The organism is Natrinema amylolyticum (assembly GCF_020515625.1).
Taxonomy (GTDB): Archaea; Halobacteriota; Halobacteria; order Halobacteriales; family Natrialbaceae; genus Natrinema; species Natrinema amylolyticum.
The window spans coordinates 1600224-1619220 of sequence record NZ_JAIWPJ010000001.1; the positions used below are offsets into that span (position 1 = coordinate 1600224).

The 18997-nt window shown below is 65.0% G+C and carries 13 protein-coding genes; 7 read left to right on the plus strand and 6 right to left on the minus strand.

Annotated elements, in window-relative coordinates:
- Positions 1-126 precede the first annotated feature (126 nt).
- The 3 genes from LDH66_RS07860 to LDH66_RS07870 all read left to right on the plus strand — a co-directional run bounded on the left by LDH66_RS07860 (position 127) and on the right by LDH66_RS07870 (position 2374).
- Positions 127-825, plus strand: a complete 699-nt coding sequence (locus tag LDH66_RS07860; RefSeq protein ID WP_226480499.1) for a CDP-alcohol phosphatidyltransferase family protein — start codon at positions 127-129, stop codon at positions 823-825.
- Entirely contained in the window at positions 822-1529 is a 708-nt protein-coding gene (locus tag LDH66_RS07865; protein WP_226480500.1) for a CehA/McbA family metallohydrolase, read from the plus strand. The genes LDH66_RS07860 and LDH66_RS07865 overlap by 4 nt, the downstream gene beginning before the upstream one ends.
- Positions 1530-1717: 188 nt before the next feature.
- On the plus strand, positions 1718-2374 hold the full coding sequence (locus tag LDH66_RS07870; RefSeq protein ID WP_226480501.1) for a metal-dependent hydrolase: 657 nt from the start codon (positions 1718-1720) through the stop codon (positions 2372-2374).
- A gap of 323 nt (positions 2375-2697) precedes the next feature.
- On the opposite strand, the gene carB is transcribed toward LDH66_RS07870, so the two are convergent.
- On the minus strand, positions 2698-5874 hold the full coding sequence (gene carB, locus LDH66_RS07875; protein ID WP_226480502.1) for a carbamoyl-phosphate synthase large subunit: 3177 nt from the start codon (positions 5872-5874) through the stop codon (positions 2698-2700).
- Between the two features lie 265 nt (positions 5875-6139).
- Here carB and LDH66_RS07880 point away from each other — a divergent pair, with 265 nt between their 5' ends.
- Positions 6140-8497 (plus strand): PAS domain S-box protein, encoded by a 2358-nt coding sequence (locus LDH66_RS07880; RefSeq protein ID WP_226480503.1) that lies wholly within the window; start codon positions 6140-6142, stop codon positions 8495-8497.
- Between the two features lie 101 nt (positions 8498-8598).
- Here the strand turns inward: LDH66_RS07880 and LDH66_RS07885 are convergent, their stop codons facing one another.
- From LDH66_RS07885 to LDH66_RS07900, 4 genes are all read right to left on the minus strand, one after another.
- Entirely contained in the window at positions 8599-9135 is a 537-nt protein-coding gene (locus LDH66_RS07885; RefSeq protein ID WP_226480504.1) for a DUF5815 family protein, read from the minus strand.
- Between the two features lie 491 nt (positions 9136-9626).
- A complete protein-coding gene (locus LDH66_RS07890) occupies positions 9627-10037 on the minus strand; it encodes a DUF7124 domain-containing protein (protein WP_226480505.1) in 411 nt (136 codons plus the stop codon).
- Positions 10038-10137: 100 nt separating this feature from the next.
- Positions 10138-10386: a hypothetical protein gene (locus LDH66_RS07895; RefSeq protein WP_226480506.1), complete on the minus strand. Its 249-nt coding sequence runs from the start codon at positions 10384-10386 to the stop codon at positions 10138-10140.
- 173 nt (positions 10387-10559) lie between these two features.
- Positions 10560-11798, minus strand: a complete 1239-nt coding sequence (locus LDH66_RS07900; protein WP_226480507.1) for an NAD(P)/FAD-dependent oxidoreductase — start codon at positions 11796-11798, stop codon at positions 10560-10562.
- Between the two features lie 310 nt (positions 11799-12108).
- Between LDH66_RS07900 and LDH66_RS07905 the strand changes: the two genes are divergently transcribed.
- Both LDH66_RS07905 and LDH66_RS07910 read left to right on the plus strand, forming a co-directional pair.
- Entirely contained in the window at positions 12109-12660 is a 552-nt protein-coding gene (locus LDH66_RS07905; protein ID WP_226480508.1) for a DUF6149 family protein, read from the plus strand.
- Positions 12661-12863: 203 nt separating this feature from the next.
- Positions 12864-14141: an MFS transporter gene (locus LDH66_RS07910; RefSeq protein ID WP_226480509.1), complete on the plus strand. Its 1278-nt coding sequence runs from the start codon at positions 12864-12866 to the stop codon at positions 14139-14141.
- Between the two features lie 275 nt (positions 14142-14416).
- Here LDH66_RS07910 and LDH66_RS07915 read toward each other — a convergent pair whose 3' ends face one another.
- Positions 14417-15787, minus strand: coding sequence for a substrate-binding protein (locus LDH66_RS07915; protein ID WP_226480510.1), 1371 nt, complete (start codon positions 15785-15787; stop codon positions 14417-14419).
- A gap of 204 nt (positions 15788-15991) precedes the next feature.
- Between LDH66_RS07915 and LDH66_RS07920 the strand changes: the two genes are divergently transcribed.
- Positions 15992-18970, plus strand: coding sequence for a methyl-accepting chemotaxis protein (locus LDH66_RS07920; protein ID WP_226480511.1), 2979 nt, complete (start codon positions 15992-15994; stop codon positions 18968-18970).
- Positions 18971-18997 lie beyond the last annotated feature (27 nt).

Sequence of the window (18997 nt, forward strand, 5' to 3'; positions counted from 1 at the left end):
CGCCATCGAGACGATCGGATCGCTCTCGAGCGCTACGTATCTCTCCACACCTATATAGAATAATAGTAAGTAAATAGTTGTCAGAGCAGATTTATACCGGTTCCCGTGGTGTCTCCACTCGAGCGGATGGCCAGTGAACTGCGAGAGGCGATACGAGGGGTCTGGAATCGGCTCGATCTCGCCGATCGGCGAGTCGGCAACGCGGCGGATCGAACGAACGTGTTCGGACGGCTCACGGGGGCCGATTACATCAGCCTCGGCGCCCTGTTCGTCGGGTGGGCCAGCGCGCTCCTGTTCGCTCGCGGGGAGCCGAACTGGGCACTGCTGGTCATGTTCGGTGCCTTCCTCCTGGACAAGGCCGACGGCTGGTACGCCCGCCGCACGGGCACGTCGTCGCCGTTCGGTCGGCAGGTGGACTCCTTCATCGACATCTTCGCGTATCTGGTTCCGGCGGTCCTCCTCTATCACTTCGTCCTCGCGCCGAGCGTGTATGCGAGCCTCGTCGTCGGGTTCCTCGTCCTCGCGTTCGGGGGACTCAGGCTGGTCCGGCACAACAACGAAGGGTTCGGCACCGACGGCGGCGAGAGCTTCTATCACGGGACCACCGTCGTCCACACGAACCTCGTCGTGGTCGCGAACTACTTCCTCCTCGTCTTCGTCGGGGGCTGGAACGGCTGGCTGGCGGGGCTCGTCGTCGGTGCCGTCTGCCCGCTGATGGTCTCGGACTACAAGGCCTACAAGACCGATACCTCCCACGCGCTGGCCGGCCTCGCCGCGGTCGCTGCCGCTGGACTGGCGATCGGCCTCGAGTTCGGCCACCTATGACGAGCCACGCGATCGGCGCGGCCGACGGAGCAGCGCGGACGCTGCGTATCGATCCCCACGTCCACACCAGCGCGTCCTACGACGGAACGACGACGCCGGCGGAACTGGTCCGGGCGGCGCGGACCGTCGGCCTCGACGGCGTCGTCGTCACCGATCACGACACGGTCGACGGGGCGACTCGGGTCGCGGACCTGGCGGCCGACGACCTCACCGTCATCGTCGGCTGCGAGGTTTCGACCGCCGACGGCCACCTGCTCGCGATGGGCGTCGACGCCGCGCCCGAACCCGACCGCTCGCTCGAGGAGACGGCGCGGGCGGTCCGCGCCGCGGGCGGCGTCGCGGTCGTCCCCCACCCGTTTCAACGATCGCGACACGGCGCTCGGGGGGCCGCGATCGACGGCGTCGACGGCATCGAAGTCTACAACGCCCACGCGGTCACGAACGTCCGGAACCGCCAGGCCGACCGGTTCGCGACGCGCCACGAGTATCCGCGATTCGGGGGGAGCGACGCCCACCGTCCCGGGAACGTCGGCCGCGCCGCCACGGCGGTTCGACTGCCCGCGGACGCTCCCCCGACGCCGACGGCGATCCTCGAGGCGATGCGCGCCGGCCGGACCGCCGCCGTCGGCGAGCGAACGACGACGTGGCAGTACCTGCGCAAGGTGGTCACGAACGCGAGGCGAAAGACGCCCTCGCTGCGCTGAGTTCGACTCCCCGTTCCCGCTCGAGTTCGATGGCGGGGAGTGGGTCCATGGCCGGGAGTGGGTCGATGGCGAGAAGCGGTTCGTGTCGAGTAGCCGTAGGGAGCGACTGTCTCTCGAGCGTGCGCGTCCCTGGAGGCGAAGCCTCATTGCTTATCAGTACCGAGGGCTATGTAGCGACCAGTATCGCTATGATGGCGCTCACGCACGGGTTCGTGGCCCTCGCCGCCGCGGTCGTCGTCCTCCCGGTCCTCGGCGACCACGTCGGGACGCCGCTCCTGCTGGCGGCGTTCGTCGGCGGACTCGCGCCGGACGCCGACCTGCTGGCGAGCCATCGGAAGTCGCTGCACTATCCGGTCGGCTTTTCGGTCCTCTTTTTCGTTTTGCTCGGCGCGGTCCACCTGACGGCGTCGGCTCCGCTAGTGGTCCTGACGGTGGGGGTCGGGGCCGCCGCCCTCCACGCCGTCTCGGACGTGTTCGGCGGCAGCGCGGAGCGGGAGCCCTGGAATCCGGTGACCGAAAACGGCGTCTACAACCACGTCCTCGGCCGGTGGCACCGGCCGCGGCGGTACGTCCGGTACTCGGGCGCGCCGGAGGACTTTCTGGTCTGTCTCGGGTTCGCGGCCGTCGCGATCTCGTCAGGGAGTACGTCAGCGGCGGCCGACACCGTCCTAATCTCGCTGGTCGCGTTCGCGGGCGTGTACTCGCTGTGTCGAAAGCGGCTCGCGGCGATCGGCGCCGGAATCGGGGGCCTCGTCCCGGCGAGTCTACGCGCGATCCTCCCGGCGGTCCGCGTCAGAGAGACGGAAACCGACGGGACGACGATCGATATCAGGTTCGGCCGCTGAGTGTCCGGCGACGCGATCGAGAACGACACTGCGAGCGGCACGGATCAATCGAACAGTTCACTGTTCAGTCTCTCGTCGCCGTCCCAGTACCAGCGGAGATACGAGTATCCCACACCGAACAAGACGCACACTGTCACGATCATCGCTATCGCTCCCATACGCCAGTTGTTACCTTCGGACAGAAGTGATTTCTGGACGTCACCGGTGAATACCGACTGAATCAGCTACTCCGCTTGGATAGAAACCGCGTGGGCCGGTCTACGACACCTCGAGACCAGTGAAACCGGCGTCGGCGAACCGATCCGGACGACTCGAGCGCGGTCTTACTCCGCCGCGCCCCAGTCGCCGGTGTGCTTCGGACGGTCCGTCACCGACGCGACCTCGAGGTCGCCGTCGAAGCTATCGAGCGCTTCGACGTAGGCCTCGGCGCTGGCCGCCGTCGACAGGTAGGGGATCTCCTCTTCGACGGCCATCTCCAGCGAATCGCGGTCGCGGCTGACGATGAAGTCGACTTTCCCCTCGCGGATCGCCTGCGGGACGTCGTCGAACTCGGTCACGTCGAAGTGATTCTCGAAGCCGTCGACGTCGAGGTCGACCACGGCGGTCCCCTCGCTGACGGCGTTGCCGGCGGCCTGCTGGGCCTTCCAGTAGGCCGTCCCGGGGTCGCTGGCCGTCCCCATGACCTCGCCGGTGGACTTCATCTCCGGGCCGAGACGCGGGTCCGAACCCGGCAGGCGGTCGAAGGGCAGAACGACCTCCTTGACCGAGGTGTGGTTGGGGATCTGCTCGTCGACCTCGAGACTCTCGAGGGTCTCGCCGGCCATGACCTGCGCGGCGAGTTTGGCGATCGGCACGCCGGTCGCCTTCGAGACGAACGGGACGGTACGCGAGGAGCGCGGGTTGGCCTCTAAGACGTACACCTCGCCATCGCGGACGGCGAGTTGGACGTTCAGCAGCCCCTTCGTTTTGAGCGCCTCGGCGATGTCCTCGGTGACCTCGCGGACGCGCTCGAGCGTGTCCTCGTCGAGCGAGCGCGGCGGGATCATACACGCGGAGTCGCCCGAGTGGACGCCCGCCGTTTCGACGTGTTCCATGATGCCGCCGATGATGACGTTGCGGCCGTCGGAGACCGCGTCGACGTCGAGTTCGATCGCGTCCTCGAGGAAATCGTCCACGAGAATCGGTTTGTCCGGCGCGACGCGGACGGCCTCCTCGATGTAGGTCTGCAGTTCCTCGTCGTTGTAGACGACGTCCATCGCGCGGCCGCCCAGCACGTAGGAGGGGCGGACGAGGACGGGGTAGCCGATGTCGTGGGCCAGCTCGAGGGCTTCCTCCTCGGAGAAGGCGGTCCCGCCGTCGGGCTGGGCGATGCCCAGTTCGTCCATCAGGGCGTTGAAGCGGTCGCGGTCCTCCGCGAGGTCCATCGCTTCGACGGAGGTACCCATGACCTCGCAGTCCAGGCCGCGGCGCGCGAGTTCGTCCTCGAGCGGTTCGCCGATGTTGACGGAGGTCTGGCCACCGAACTGGACCATCACGCCGTCAGCACCGGTCGCCTCGGCGACGTCCGCGACCTCCTCGGCCGTGATGGGCTCGAAGAAGAGGCCGTCGGAGGTGTCGTAGTCCGTCGAGACGGTCTCGGGGTTGTTGTTCACGACGTAGGCGTCGATGCCGAGGTCGCGCAGCGCGCGGACCGCGTGGACCGAACAGTAGTCGAACTCGACGCCCTGTCCGATGCGGATCGGGCCGCCGCCGACGACGATCACGCTCTCGATGTCGCGGTCGACCTCGAGCTCACCGGCCGCGGCGTCGCCGAGTAGCGGGCCGGACTCGAACTCCGACTTGCGCGCGGAGTAGTAGTACGGCGTCTCGGCCTCGAACTCGCCCGCGCAGGTGTCGACCTGCTTGTAGGTGCGGCCGGGGACTTCCGTCTCGACGGTCTCGACGTCCGCGCCCGCGGTCGTGGCGATGCTGGCGTTGGTGTGGCCGGCGATCGCGGCCTCGGTGAAGTCGCCTTCCTGAGCGGCGAGCGTCGAGTCTGCGATGCGTTTGAAGCGCTCGGTGTACCACTCGAAGATGCCGGTCAGCTCCTGGACCTCGTCGACGGTGTAGCCGCGCTCGAAGGCCTCGAACATCGCGTAGGGACGATCCGGCGACGGGCGCTCGAGGTAGTGCTCCTCGAGTTCCTCGTCCGAGATTTCGGCCCAGTCGACGTCGGGCTCGTACTCCGAGGAGCGAAGCGCCTTGAGCAGGGACTCCTCGAAGGTGCGGCCGATTGCCATCGCCTCGCCGGTCGACTTCATAGCCGTCGTCAGCTCGAAGTCGACGTCGTCGAACTTGTCTTTGGGCCAGCGGGGTACCTTCGTGACCACGTAGTCGATCGCGGGTTCGAAGGCGGCGGTGGTCTCGCCCGTGATCTCGTTGGTGATCTCGTGGAGTCGCTTGCCGAGCGCGACCTTCGCGGTCACGCGGGCGATCGGGTAGCCGGTCGCCTTGGAGGCCAGCGCGGAGGAGCGGGAGACGCGCGGGTTGACCTCGACGACGCGGTACTCGCCGCCGGGGGTGCCGTCGTCGTGCCACGCGAACTGGATGTTACAGCCGCCCTGAATGCCAAGTTCGCGGATGACGTCGAGCGCGGCGGTGCGCATCTCCTGGTGACCCTCGTCGGGGACGATCTGGGAGGGCGTGACGACCGTCGACTCGCCCGTGTGGATCCCCATCGGGTCGATGTTCTCCATGTTACAGATGATGATACAGGAGTCGTCGGCGTCGCGCATGACTTCGTACTCGTACTCGACCCAGCCGGCGATCGACTCGGTGATGAGTACCTCGCTGTTACGAGAGAGGCGCAGTCCCTTGCGGACGCGGCGCAGCAGTTCGTCGAAGTCGTGGACGACGCCCGAACCGGAGCCGCCCAGCGTGTAGGTCGTGCGGGCGATCACGGGCAGGCCGCCGACTTCGTCGACAGCCGCCTGAACGCGATCGCGCAGGCCCTCCTCGGTCATCTCCGAGACCTCCTCGCCCTCGTCGAGCGAGATGGTGGTGGAGGCGGGAACCGGCTGGCCGATCTTCTCCATGCGCTGACGGAAGAGGTCGCGGTCCTCCGTCGCGTAGATCGTGTCCAGGGGCGTCCCCATGATCTCGACGTCGTACTCCTCGAGAACGCCTTCCTCGGCGAGTTCGGCGGTGACGTTCAGCCCGGTCTGGCCGCCCAGGCCGGCGATAACGCCGTCGGGGTTCTCCTTGCGGATGATCTCGGCGATGGCGTCGGTCGTGATCGGCTCGATGTAGACCTCGTCGGCCATCTCCGGGTCCGTCATGATCGTCGCCGGGTTCGAGTTCACGAGGACGACGCGAGCGCCTTCCTCCTGAAGCGCGCGACAGGCCTGTGCGCCCGAATAGTCGAATTCGGCGGCCTGTCCGATCTGGATCGGGCCGCTCCCGATCAACAGGATCGTGCGCCCGTCGCCCGTCTCGGCGTCTGTGGCGGTGTCCGTACTCATTTGTCTTGTCGAATTGGAGTTCGTACATCGTAATAAGCCCCACGATACAGTACGAATCTCGAAATCGATTTTCGAAATTCGAACTCAACGGCGGAGTCATCTCGATCAGTCCGAATTCGCGCGGGTCGCCGTCGATCCAGCGGCTGGGTGTGAACCTCTCGCGTCCTCACCGAGGACGGTCGGCAGGGGTATAGCAGTCGGTTATGACCGGTATCTCCGGCCACACGCCTTATGATGACTCGTCCCGTCACTTCAGATCATCTAGATGGCCGCGTCCGGTACTATCCGTTTCCAGCGCCCGATCACCGTTCTCTACGCCGACCCGGACCCCGCGGCTCGCCGCCGAACCGTCGAGAAACTCGAGACGGCCGCGGACGGACTCGCGGTCGATCCCGTCGCGACGCCGACCGAACTCCGCGACGCGCTCGCGGACGCGGACGAGCGTACGTGCGTCGTCACCGAATATCGGTTCGCCGAAACGGACGCGCTGTCGATGTACGAACGCGTCCGAGCCGAGGACGCCGCCGCCGTTCCGTTCGTCCTCTACACTGCCGACGACGACGAACGGCTCGCGAGCGACGCCATCACGTCCGGCCTGATGGGATACGTCCCGAAGGACGTCGCGGATTCGATCGAGCGACTGCTCGCCCAACTCCGAACGGTCGTCGACGAGAGACTCCGACCGGGCGATGGCAAGCGGGCCGCCGCCCCGTCCCGATTACACCGGTCGCGAGCGACCGACCGCGACCACTTCGTCGCGCTCTTCGAGCACAGCCCCGACCCGATCATCGTGACGCGCCGCGCCGACCCGAATCAGATCGTCGACGTCAACCCCGCGTTCGAGGACGTCTTCGGCTACGAACGCGATGCCATCTCCGGGGACTCGCTCGACGACGTCCTCGTCCCCGACGACGCCGAACCGGTCCGTATCGCCGGGACGGTCGGGCTCGGTGAAGTGGTCACGGCGGCCGTCGAGCGCCTGACGATCGACGGCTGCAGGGACTTCTCTCTCCGCGGGTTCGCGGCCGAGATCGGGGGCGACGTCTACGAGTACGCGATCTATACCGACATCAGCGAGCAGAAACGCCGGGAACGGGAACTCGAGCGATATCGGACCCTCGTCGATACCGTCGGCGATCCGATGTACGTCCTCGACGAGCGGGGACGGATCGAGATGGCCAACGACGCGATGGCCGACGTGCTCGGGACGACGCGCGCCGCACTCGTCGGCGAGCATCCGAGCGAGTACATGTCCGACGAGGACGTCGAACGGGCGAAAAGGACCCTCAGCGAGATCCTGTCCGACGACGATCGAACGTGGGAGACCTACGAGATGCAGTTCGAACCCCCCGACAGCGACCCGTTTCTCGTCGAGAACAACGTCGCACCGCTGACCGACGAGCACGGGTCGTTTACCGGCAGTGTCGGCGTCATCCGAGATATCAGCGACTACAAGGAGCGAGAACAACGGATTCACCGCCTCCACGAGGGGACCCGACGGCTGATGGCCGCGGAGAGCAGCGAAGAGGTCGCCCGCGTCGCGAGCGAAATCGCCCGCGACGCGCTGTCGCTCACGATCAACTCGATCCATCTGTACGAGGAGCGAGCGGACCGATCCGCCTCGAGTTGCGACGACACGTCACGCGCGCCCGGCGTTCTCGTCCCGGTGGCGATGACCGACGAGACGAAAGCGCTTCTCGGGGCGGTCCCGCCCATCGAGCCGGGCGACAGCATCTCTTGGGACGCCTTCGAGGCCGGCGAGACGATCGTTCACGGCGACGTCCGCTACGCCGATAACGTTCGAAATCCGGAAACGCCGGTCCGGAGCGAAGTCCACATCCCGCTCGGCGAGGCGGGGATCTTCATCGCCAGTTCGACGGCGACGAACGATTTCGATCCGGAGACGATCACGCTCGCGCGCATCCTCGCGGCCAACGTCGAGGCCGCGCTCGAGCGGGCCCGCCGGGAGGACGAACTCGCCGCGCGTACGGCCGAGCTCGAGCGTCAAAACGACCGGTTGGACGCCTTCGCGAGCACCGTTTCCCACGACCTCCGGACCCCGCTGACCCTCGCGGCAGGCCACCTCGAGAACCTCGAACCCCAACTCGACGCCGAGGGCGAGCGATACCGCGAGGAGATCGAGTGGGCGGTCGATCGGATGGACGACCTCATCGAGAACGTCCTCGCGCTCGCCCGGAGCGGCCAGCGGCTGACGGAGACGGAACCGGTCGACCTCGACGGCGTCGTCGATCGAGCCCATCGAGCGGTCGACCCCGAACTGACCGTCGTTCGAGAGCGGGCGTTACCCACCGTCGAGGCCGACGAGGAGCGGCTGCTCGTGCTCTTCGAGAACGTCTTTCGAAACGCGCGCAACCACGTCGGGACCGACGTGAGGATCACGGTCGAGCCGACCGACGACGGGTTCGCCATCGGTGACGACGGCCCCGGAATCCCGTCGCGCGAACGTGAGAAGATCCTCGAGTCCGGATATAGTACTGCCGCGGAGGGCACTGGCTTCGGGCTGGCGATCGTCTCCGAGGTCGTCGAGGCCCACGGCTGGTCGATCACCGTCGGGGAGAGCGAGGCGGGCGGGCTTCGGCTGGCCGTTTCGTTCGGCGCGTAGCGCTATCGAATCCGCCGCACGCTCCGCAGCGATCGACCGTCACGCTCGCATCGCTCGATCCTCTGTCTATTCGCCGCCGACGTTCTGTGATATGATCGCTCTCAGAGCGCCCGGTCGTGTTCGCTCTCGAACTCGCGCTGCCGGCGGTACTGGTCGACGAACTCCGCGACATCGAACTCGAGCATCTGGGACTCGAACTCGGAGACGGCGTCGTCGTTCTCGGCGTGACTGACCGCGTGTTCCATGAGTTCGACGACGAGTTCGACGACGATTTCGTGGAGTCGGCGGGCGTCAAAGTCGGTCATCCACAACAGCGTGTATCCGACGGCACCGTCGTCACTCGCATCGTGGACGACGACCTTCTCGGGGAACTCCTCCAGGACGACGCCCATCAGGTGGGGCGTGCCGAACTCCTCGAACTCGTCGTCAGTTTCGATCGTTTCCTGAAGGACGGCCACGAGCGACTCCGGGAAGAACCGCGAGGGCGGATGGACGTCCGTCACGACGGCGTGGGCGTCGCCGCAGGAACAGGTGTACTCGCGCATCCCCAGATCGATCTCGTGGGGGTCGACGCGCTCCCCGCAGGGGAGCGCGAGCCGATCACCGCTGTCGGAACCCGGGACGCCGGAGTCTGCCATTGACAGCGCTTCGGCTGGAGCGGGCATAAGAGCGACGACTCGCAGGGAAAGACGAGCGATTCGTCCCCGCCGGCAGGCGGTATCGGAGCGGCCGCCACGGGACGGTAGGTGCGATGATTTCGAACGGACAGAGCTGAACCGGTTGATCACTACAGATGTAAATTGGGCAGTGGGATCTGATGGGAACGAGCGAGAGAATGTCTTGCTACCGTGGCAACGGGGAATTGCCACGCCCTCCCCAGCCGATTCACTCACGCCTGCGGCGTTCGCTCATCCCTCGCGCAGTATCGGCGGCCGCCCTCACTTCGTTCGGACGGCCGACAGCGCGCGCCACCGCGGGTTGAATGATTGATTTGGATAATATCGGTTATCTTTGCTGGACGGATGATAAGCGGATAAGACAGGCTTGTAAACCGCTCGCTGAGATTCAGAAACGAAAACGTTCCAAGCAGTATGACACGAACCGTTCGGAGAGAACGCCGACGTCGAGGTTACGGCCAGTCGTCGCGGACCTGTTCCGCCTCGTCGTCTTCGTCGTCGGCATGCGTTGCCGGCACCCAGTCCGCCGCCTCGGCGGCGTCGTGGACGTCGAGGTACTCCCAACCGACCTCGTCGGCCAGTTGCTCGTCCTCGTCGTTCGCGCCGACGTAGACGTAGCGGTCGGTGTCGAACTGGTCTTTGACGCCCTCGAGGCTCTCCGCTTTCCCGCGGGGGCCGGAGAAGAAGTCCTGTCGAATGCGGTTCTTCCGGGTGAAGTTCGTCACGACGTAGGTCGGTTTCTCGGAGACGACGCCGATGTACTCGGTCCACCCTCTGGCGTCTTCGAACACGCGCTCGGGCGAGGCGAGCTCCTTGAGCGCCTCGAGTTCGAACGCCAGTGTCATGTCGCTGTCGCCGTTCATGCGTCATCGAAGGCGCGCACGCGGGAAAACGACTTCGATACCACCCACCGAATCGGTATCGCCCACTGGACGAGGGCCCGACTCGCGACGCCGGCGCGGCTCAGACGCGTTCGACGCGGTAGTAGTCCGTAAAGACGATGATCTCGCCCGGCTCGAGATCGGTCTCCGCAGTCGACACGGGTCGGTCCTCCGAAACGGCCCGATAGACGGCCGCCAGCGTCTTCGTATCGAGTTGGTCGACGTGACGAATCGTCGCGTTCGCCGCAACTGACTCGACGCGCTCGAGTCGGACGTCGACGTGGTCGAGACGGATCGATCGACGGCGGAAGTCACTGGCTGCCATGTTCATTGTTACCAAATACCTTGGATTGACTTAATAGTTCCGGCTCGAGAACGGTCGACGGAGCAGGTAAGAGAGCGATCGCCGTTCGGACGCGGATCGAAACGAGCGACGGCGAAACGGCACGGTCCGTGCCTCGAGAGCGGCCGGAAAATGGACTGCGTCGAACGGATCGGGTCGGATTACTGTTCCTGGGGCGCAGCGAGTTCGTCCAGATCGACGGACTGCTCTAGGAGCACGTCGGCCTGATCGGCGACGACGCGCTGTTCGCGCATGAGCTGTTTGAACTTGCTCTGGGGCGAGAGATCGCCGATGAGGACGCCGCCGACGATCCGGCCGTCCTTGAAGGCGACGCGTCGCCATTCGGTGTCGCTGTAGCGCCGTTCGGCGTGTTCGTCGCCCAGCGTCGGGTGCCCGAAGGAGAGGAACGGGAAGTCGAAGTGGGTGATGGAGTACGAGGAGACCCACTGGAATCCCTCTTCCTCGGCGTCAGCGGCCATGTTGACCGCGGCGACGCGACCCTGTTCCTTGGCCGAGCCCCACGAGCCGTTCTGGCCCTGCTCGCCGAGCAAGACGTCGTGGAATCGGGTGAGGTCGCCGGCGGCGTAGACGTCGTCGACGTTCGTCTGCATGTACTCGTCGACGATGATCCCGTTGTCCCGTTCGATCCCGGACCCGCGGAGGAACTCGGTGTTGAAGTTCAGCCCGATAGCGGCCCCGACGAAGTCACACTCGTAGCGGTCGCCGTTGGGATCGACTGCGGCAGTGACGCGACCGTCGTCGTCGGTTTCGAAGCGATCGACGCCGCTGTCGAAGACCGGTTCGACGCCGACTTCTCGCATGCCTTCGTGCATGATCTCCGCGCCGTCGGCAGAGAGCGCGTAGCGCCACCAGCGGTCGCCGCGCATCAGGTAGTCGGCCTCGATACCCTGTGCGCCACAGACCGCGGCGAAGTCGATACCGAGCAAGCCGGCACCGACGATGACGCCCTTGTCGGCGTTTTCGGCGTGTTCGCGGATGCCGCGGGCGTCCTCGAAGGTCCAGAAGTGATGGATCCCGTCGGCGTCGCTGTTCTCGACGGGCAACTGTGTCGGCGTTCCACCGGTCGCCACGAGCAGTTTGTCGTAGGGAATGTCACCGCTATCGTGGGTGTAAACGACATTCGCGTCGGTGTCGACGCTCGTGACGTGGGTGTTCAACGAGAGCTCGATGTCGCGTTCCGCGTACCAGTCCTCGTCGTGGATCGAAATGGGGGCTTCGGGGAGCTTGCCTTTCGCGTGTTCCTTGATGAGAATCCGGTTATACAGTGGCTCCCCCTCATCGGTGATGACGGTAATCTTCGCGTCCGGGTCTTCCTCCCGGAGGGTCTCGGCGGCCGAACTACCCGAGATCCCGTCACCGATGATCACGTACTGAGTCATATCCGGAACGTTTGTAATGCGGGTTAAAGTGGGTTGCTATCTCGTCTATTTTGCCGGACGTGGACGTATGGCACTACGATCGTAAACTGACGGCCGAATATATTCACCAGAATATATCCAATTCAGCTATTTCGGCACCAATTCTCGAGAGAGCAAGGTTTGCTGCCATCTCTGACGAGCGCTCGCCCCGTCATCTGCGGTCGCCCTACTCGAACGGAGCGGTGACGGAAACCGAGATGGAGCGGTCGGTCGCCGGGGCCTAACAGTGTTGTCCGAACGGCTCTTTAGGGCCCCTTCCTAAGACGAGACCATGAAACTCCGTCAGAACGCGAAACACTTCGCCTATCGGAAGTCCCTCGAGACACCGGGGATTCGATCGGTCGCCAAGTCGGGGCTCGTCAGGCTGCACACCAAGATCTTCACCGGCAAGGCCGACCCGGCCCACGCCGAGGAGCGGAAGGACCACCTCGACGCCCTCTTCGACGCGACGATGGACGCCTACCTGCGCGCGCTCCAGGAGGGCTACTCCGAGGCCGAAGCCCGAGAGATCACGCACATTCAGGCCAACTTCGACTTCTACAACCACGGCTGGACCGAGATGATGGAGTTCCCCGCTGACGAACTCGAGGCCCATTATGATCGCTACGGTGAGTTCTTCGGACGCTGGGACGTGACGATCGACGAGCCGCTGGGTCAGTTCGAACCGCCGGAGGGGCTCCCCGAGGCTCCGTCGACGCCCGAGCGGCTCGAGGACCCCGAACACCCCCACGCCGAAGGCGGATTCGCGGACGACGTCTACGTCGAAACCGACGACGGCGAACTGGTCGTCGGCGGTCGCGACTCGGCGAACGCCGATTCGTGAGGTCGTCGGCGATCGACGGAGTCTGAGGACGGCTGAGGAACGAACCGGCCGACGTTTCGAAGGCCGTCAGCGTCGCGGACGAGCGCGACCGTCGGACGGACGCCAGCCTGACGAGGGTCGGTTCGACTCTTCGCGTCTTGAGGACGGGTACCGCCGGTTCCCAAGCGGCTAAGTGCGCGGAGGGTCCGCGTTCGGGTAACGCAATGGGGCTGAACGCGAACGATCGCTCGATCGCGGGGTTTACCATGGCGGGCCACGCGCTCGTCCACTGGTTCGAAACCTCGATCCCGATCTTTCTGGTCGTCTGGCTGACCGAGTTCGACGTGGGCGTCTCGCTGTTCGGGATCGTGGTCGCGCTCGGCTACGCCCCCTTCGGACTGGGGGCGCTCCCGGGCGGCATTCTCGCTGATCGGTACGGCACCAAGCGGCTCGTGGTGGGCTGTCTCGTCGGCATGTCGCTGTCCTTTCTCGTCCTCTCGCTCGCGACCTCCATCTATACCATCGCCCTCGGCCTGATCCTGTGGGGCGTCGCCGCCAGCGTCTACCACCCCGCCGGTCTCGCGCTCATCAGCACCGGCGTCGAGGAACGCGGCACCGTCTTCGCCTGGCACGGCATCGCCGGCAACGCCGGCATCGCGCTCGGTCCCTTCGTCGCCGCGACGCTCCTGATCTTCCTCGAGTGGTCGCTCGTCGCGGCGCTGCTCGCCGTTCCGGGCGTCCTCGCCGTGCTCTACGGGCTCAGTGCGGAGTTCGATCCGACCGCGGCGGTCGCGGCGGACGCCGACGCCGGTCCCGACGAGGCGCTATCGGCGTCGGGACTGCTCGGGGACTCGCGGACGCTGTTCGCGAGCGCGTTCGCCGTCGTTTTCATCCTCGTCACCTTCGAGGGGCTCTACTACCGGGGCACGCTGACCTACCTCCCCGAGATCCTCCACGGACTGCCGGCGACGGACGGCCTGGCACTGCCGGCCAGCCTCGAGGGGATCGAGCCGGCCGACTACATTTACGTCGGCCTGTTGGTCGTCGGGATGGCGGGTCAGTACGCCGGCGGAAAGCTGACCGGGCGGGTCTCGCCGGCCCGCGGACTCGGGGCGATCTTCGCCGTTCTGGCCGTCCTCGCGCTCGCGTTCGTTCCGGTGACGGCGACGGGAGCGGGACTGGCACCGCTCGTCGCGCTCTGTGCCGCCCTCGGCTTTTTCCTCTTCGCTATCCAGCCGTTCTACCAGAACGCCGTCGCGATCTACACGCCGCCGGACGTCCGCGGTCTCTCCTACGGCTATACCTATCTCGCGGAGTTCGGGATCGGGTCGGTGAGCATCGCGCTCGGCGGGTTCGTCCTCGGCGAACTCTCTCGGACGGCGTTTTTCGCGATGATCGCCGGGTTCGCGGCCGTCGGGGGCCTGCTCGCGGGCGCGTTGCTGGTCGGCGGCGATCGGTTCACCGGGACCGACGACGCGCTCGAGGCGAACGCGGACGACTGAGGCGTCGATCCGCGGACGATCGAGCGCTCGCAGCGGCGACCCGCTCCTCTCCGGCGACGATGCCACCCCGCTGGGACCATCGCTCGCCTACTGGAGTTCCCGTACGGGGTCGGATGTAGCGTGCCGGTCGCGATCGGCGGCTCGTGACCACCGTATCCTGACCGCTGTCCGACGAGAGATGTTCGACAGAAGAGTCCCTCAACTGAACCGAGTCGTCTGCGGGTTGCGTCGGGCGAATTCGATCGGCATCAGTCTGCGAGACGCGCGGCGTTCTCCTACTCGTCGCCGTAATTGCCGAGGGAACACTCCGCTGCCGGACCGCTGTCGCAGTCGTAGCTCACCTGATCGCTGGAGACGAGCTCTTCGATTTCGTAGAAGACGCCCTCTCGTTGCTCCGACTCCGGCAGTCCCTCGACGACGGGGACCGGGCGCTGGGCCTGGTGGTCGCAGGCGCGCATCGTCTCCTGTCCCATTCCGATATCGTACTCGTGGTCCTCGAGTTCGCGGATGACGTGTGGCGGATAGAACGTCCCCGCGCGTTCGGCGGCAGCGGCGTACTGGAGCGTTTGCGCGTACGCGAGATGTGCCGTACCGGACGGAAGACGCCCGTTGTACTCGGTCTGGAACGCCTCCGTGAACGAGTTCGACAGGTCGCTTTCGATCTGTGCGTCCCACGCGACCGTTCCGTAAACTCCGTCGATCGCGCTGCCGGCGGCCTGGGCCATCGGTCGGTTGTAGAGGGGAACGACGAGTTCGGCCTCCTCGTCTATCCCCATCTCGACCGCCTGTGTGAGAGAGTTCGCGCCGTCGAGTCCGTAATGGTTCAGGAAGATGACGTCCGCTCCGGAATCGAGCGCGTCCTCGAGATACGAGGAGTAATCCTTCGTTCCGAGCGGCGTCGGAACGCTATCGATCTGTGACCAGCCCTCGTCCTCGAAGGCCGACTTCATCGAGGCCTGCTGGGTCTGTCCCCAGGAGTAGTCCGCATACAGTTGATAGAAGGAAAGGTCGCTGCCGTAGTCGTCCGTAACGATCGGTGCGAGCGCCTGTCCCGACATGTAGGCGTTGAACACTTCGCGGAAGCCGTAGCGGACGCAGTCCTTGCCGGTCGTATCGTTGGAGTGGGTGAGTGCGCACATATAGAGCACCTTCTCCTCCTGTGCGACCTGCTGCTGTGAGATCGCGGTCGCGCTCGAGGAACCACCGCTGAACATGATGACCTCTTCCTGATTGATCAGACGGCGAGCGGACTTCGCGGCAGCGGACTCGTTCGTCTCCGTATTGCCGATTGCGTAGCCGACCTCCTTGCCGAGCAGTCCGTCGCCCGAGAGGTCGTCGAAGCCGTCGACCCAGCCGCCGCCCTCGTTGAGGTGTTTCACCGCGAGTTTGTAGGCGCGCAGTTCGTCTTCCCCCTCCGAAGAGTATGCTCCCGACCGCGGCACGTTGAATCCGAACTTAACGATATCGCCAGTAACAGGGTACGTACCGAGAGCGGGATATTCGCTTTCGATCTCGCTCGCGGTCTCGGAGTTAAATCGATCGAGACAGCCGGCCAATCCGACACCGCCGATACCAACACCCGCCTTGAGCAGCGTTCGTCGACTCGGCACGGTGTTTTGCGAACTCGGGACGTTTCTCTGAGGCACAGTCGTCGTTGTTTGACAAATTATATAACAGTTTTGGCCATTTCAATAAGTAACTGTGTATCTAATTATTACTGAATGACAAATATCTAAATTTCAAACAATACGGAAGATTGGAAGCAGAGGGCGAGAAGTAATCAATGTATCGGATTTAGCGAGTGTCTTCGTGGCCGGACGTTTTATATAGAAACAATCTATTTACAGACTATGTTTCGGCCGATACGGAAATTAGTCCCGAATTTTATTCGAAAGAGGTATGCGCTAAAATTCGCCATAGCGCTCCTCGCGATCGGATTGATCGTCGGTGGAATCGGTACGTTCGCAACCGGAGAGATCACGGCACAGACCGAAAACAGCGTCAATTCGGAGTATGAATCGCTCGCTTCGTCCGAAGCGAAAACGATCTCGCGGTGGCAGGAGCGCAACGAAATGGCCACGCGCAGTACATCGACGTCCGAGGTGTTACGCAGCGATGATAGTTCGGAAGTGACATTATTCCTACAAAACAAACAATCCGAACTGTTCGGCGACGTCCACGCAACCCACGTGATCGATCACGACACCGAGAACAAACGGGTCGTCGGCAGTACGACGATGAAAAGCGACGTGAGCTTCCAGGACGAGGAACGAAACTGGCTCGACGACGTCGAGACCAATCAGGTGAGTGAGGTGCACGTCTCGGACGTCTACGACGTCGGCGGGACACCAGTCGTCGGGTTCGTGAGCCCGATCGGCGGCGGGGAGAATCGAATGCTCGTTCTCGAGGTCCGCGTCTCGGACATTGCGAGCGACTTCCAAGGCGGTGACCGCATCGACAGCGGATTCACGATGGTCGTCAACACCGAGGGCACGGTCGCCTTCGACGAGCGCAACGAACGAGTGCTCACCGAATACGGCGACGACGCGGCCATGGAACCGGTCCGACTGGGCGAAGAGCTCCGCGGATCGATGGACTCGTTCGAACAGGAGGCGGGCGTCGTCCAGATGTCCGCCACGCCGTCGGTCATCGACGAACCGTACACGGTCGGCTACGCGCCGATCGAAGGCACGAACTGGGTCGTCGTGACCCACGCGCCGACGTCCGACGTCTACGGCTTCGTCCAGACCGTCCGCGACTTCGGGTATATCGCCACGTTCGCCGGGGTCGCCGCAATCGTCCTCATCGGTGCAGTGCTCGGTCGAAACACCGCGAGGGCGATCGATCGACTCACGGGCAAGACGAAACAGATGGAGGAGGGGAACCTCGAGGTCGATCTCAGTTCCTCCCGTATCGACAGCATCGGACAGTTGTACGACGGCTTCGCCTCGATGCGCGATTCGCTGAAGACTCAGATTCACGAGGCGGAATCCGCTCGCATGGAGGCCGAACAGGCCCGGAAGGAGACCGAACGCATCAATCATAATCTGGAGCAGAAGGCCGCCGAATACTGTGCGGTCATGGGTGACGCCGCCGACGGCGACCTCACCGCCCGCGCGGACGTCGAAAGCGAGAACGAGACGATGCGACAGATCGGCGAGGACTTCAACGAGATGCTCAGCGAGATCGAGCAGACCATCGCCGAGCTCAACCGGTTCGCGACCGACGTCGCGACCGCCTCCGAGCAGGTGACCGCCTCGAGCGAGGAGGTCCGATCCGCCTCCCAACAGGTCACCGAGTCGATTCAGGAGATTTCGGACGGTGCGGACCGACAGAACGAGTCGCTCCAGTCGGTCAACCAGGAGATGAGCGGCCTCTCGACGACGACCGAGGAGATCGCCGCCTCCTCGAACGAGGTGGCCGATATCGCCGAACGGACCGTCGACACGGGACACGAAGGGCAGGAAGCCGCCCAAGCGGCGATCACTGCGATGGACGATATCGAAGGCGAGGCCGGCGACGCCGTCGCCGAGATCCGCCGGCTCGAGGAAGAGGTCCAGCAGATCGACGAGCTGATCAACACGATTTCCGAGATCGCCCGCCAGACCAACATGCTGGCACTGAACGCCAACATCGAGGCCTCCCGATCCGCGGGCGGCAGCGACGACGAAGGGTTCTCCGTCGTCGCGAAGGAGGTCAAGGCGCTCTCCGAGGACGTCGCCGAGGCGGCCGACGAGGCCGAAGACCGGCTCGAGGCGATCCGCGAGCGGACCGAAAAGTCGGCCGCCGAGGTCGAAGGCACGAGTTCCGACATCGAACACGCCAGCGAGCAGGTCGAGGACGCGGTCAACGCACTCGAAGAGATCGCCGAACTCGCACAGGAGACCAACGTGGGCGTTCAGGAGATCTCCGCGGCGACCGAAGAGCAGGCGGCCTCCACGCAGGAGGTCGTCGCGATGGTCGACGACGCGGCGACGATCTCCGAGGAGACGACCTCGGAAGCCGAGAACGTCGCCGCCGCGGCCGAAGAGCAGACGACCGCACTGACCGAGGTCACGAAGTCCGCCTCGAGCCTCTCCGAACAGGCGTCACAGCTCTCCGAAGCGCTCGATCGGTTCGACACCGACATCGACCGCGCGGACGTCGACTTCGAATCGACGTTCGACGTGGACGCGGAACTGGACGCGCCCGCAGCGAACGCCGACGTCGACGTCGACGCGGCCGGCGACGAATCGACCGCGCAGGGCCAGGGGATCACCTTCGATGCCGATGTCGGAGACGAGGAGGGCGACTCCGACGAGGCCCTCACGTTCGACGACGCGGACGAGGACGCCGTCGAACTCGAGGACGGCGCGGATACGGACGACGCCACTACCGAGCGGTCGACGGATACCGCGCTCGAGGGCGAGCCGTCCGAGGCCGAGACACCGTCCGACGGCTCGATCGACCGTGCCGACGACGGACCGGCAACCGGCAGCGATGCCGACGGTGACGACGCGACCGAGGAAATCGGTGCGGAAGAGATCCTCGGAATCGACGAGAGCGGAGCCGACGACGCCGACGGGGTCGACGTGACCGAGTCGGCCGAACCGACCGATCCGCTCGCTGACATCGACACCGACGCGGGCGACACGGACGAAGCGGTCGCCACGCCGCTCGAGCCGGTCGACGACGGCGACGGTGCAGAGAGCGCCGAGACCGAGTCGGACGCCGACGACGACCTCGCGACCGACGAGTCGACCGATGACGATCTCGACGTCGGCGACGACGACGGGGACGAATCCGACAGCGACGACGTGTTCACGTTCGGCGCGACGGACGACGAGTAATCCCGCGACCGCGTTCGACCGGCGAAT

Bases quoted from the DNA above. Each gene is read 5' to 3' on its own strand.
- LDH66_RS07895 (WP_226480506.1), bottom strand. From the start codon at position 10,386: ATGAACATGGCAGCCAGTGACTTCCGCCGTCGATCGATCCGTCTCGAC.
- LDH66_RS07920 (WP_226480511.1), top strand. From the start codon at position 15,992: ATGTTTCGGCCGATACGGAAATTAGTCCCGAATTTTATTCGAAAGAGG.
- LDH66_RS07905 (WP_226480508.1), top strand. From the start codon at position 12,109: ATGAAACTCCGTCAGAACGCGAAACACTTCGCCTATCGGAAGTCCCTC.
- LDH66_RS07900 (WP_226480507.1), bottom strand. From the start codon at position 11,798: ATGACTCAGTACGTGATCATCGGTGACGGGATCTCGGGTAGTTCGGCC.
- LDH66_RS07870 (WP_226480501.1), top strand. From the start codon at position 1,718: ATGATGGCGCTCACGCACGGGTTCGTGGCCCTCGCCGCCGCGGTCGTC.
- LDH66_RS07880 (WP_226480503.1), top strand. From the start codon at position 6,140: ATGGCCGCGTCCGGTACTATCCGTTTCCAGCGCCCGATCACCGTTCTC.
- LDH66_RS07910 (WP_226480509.1), top strand. From the start codon at position 12,864: ATGGGGCTGAACGCGAACGATCGCTCGATCGCGGGGTTTACCATGGCG.
- LDH66_RS07860 (WP_226480499.1), top strand. From the start codon at position 127: ATGGCCAGTGAACTGCGAGAGGCGATACGAGGGGTCTGGAATCGGCTC.
- LDH66_RS07890 (WP_226480505.1), bottom strand. From the start codon at position 10,037: ATGAACGGCGACAGCGACATGACACTGGCGTTCGAACTCGAGGCGCTC.
- LDH66_RS07865 (WP_226480500.1), top strand. From the start codon at position 822: ATGACGAGCCACGCGATCGGCGCGGCCGACGGAGCAGCGCGGACGCTG.
- LDH66_RS07885 (WP_226480504.1), bottom strand. From the start codon at position 9,135: ATGGCAGACTCCGGCGTCCCGGGTTCCGACAGCGGTGATCGGCTCGCG.
- carB (WP_226480502.1), bottom strand. From the start codon at position 5,874: ATGAGTACGGACACCGCCACAGACGCCGAGACGGGCGACGGGCGCACG.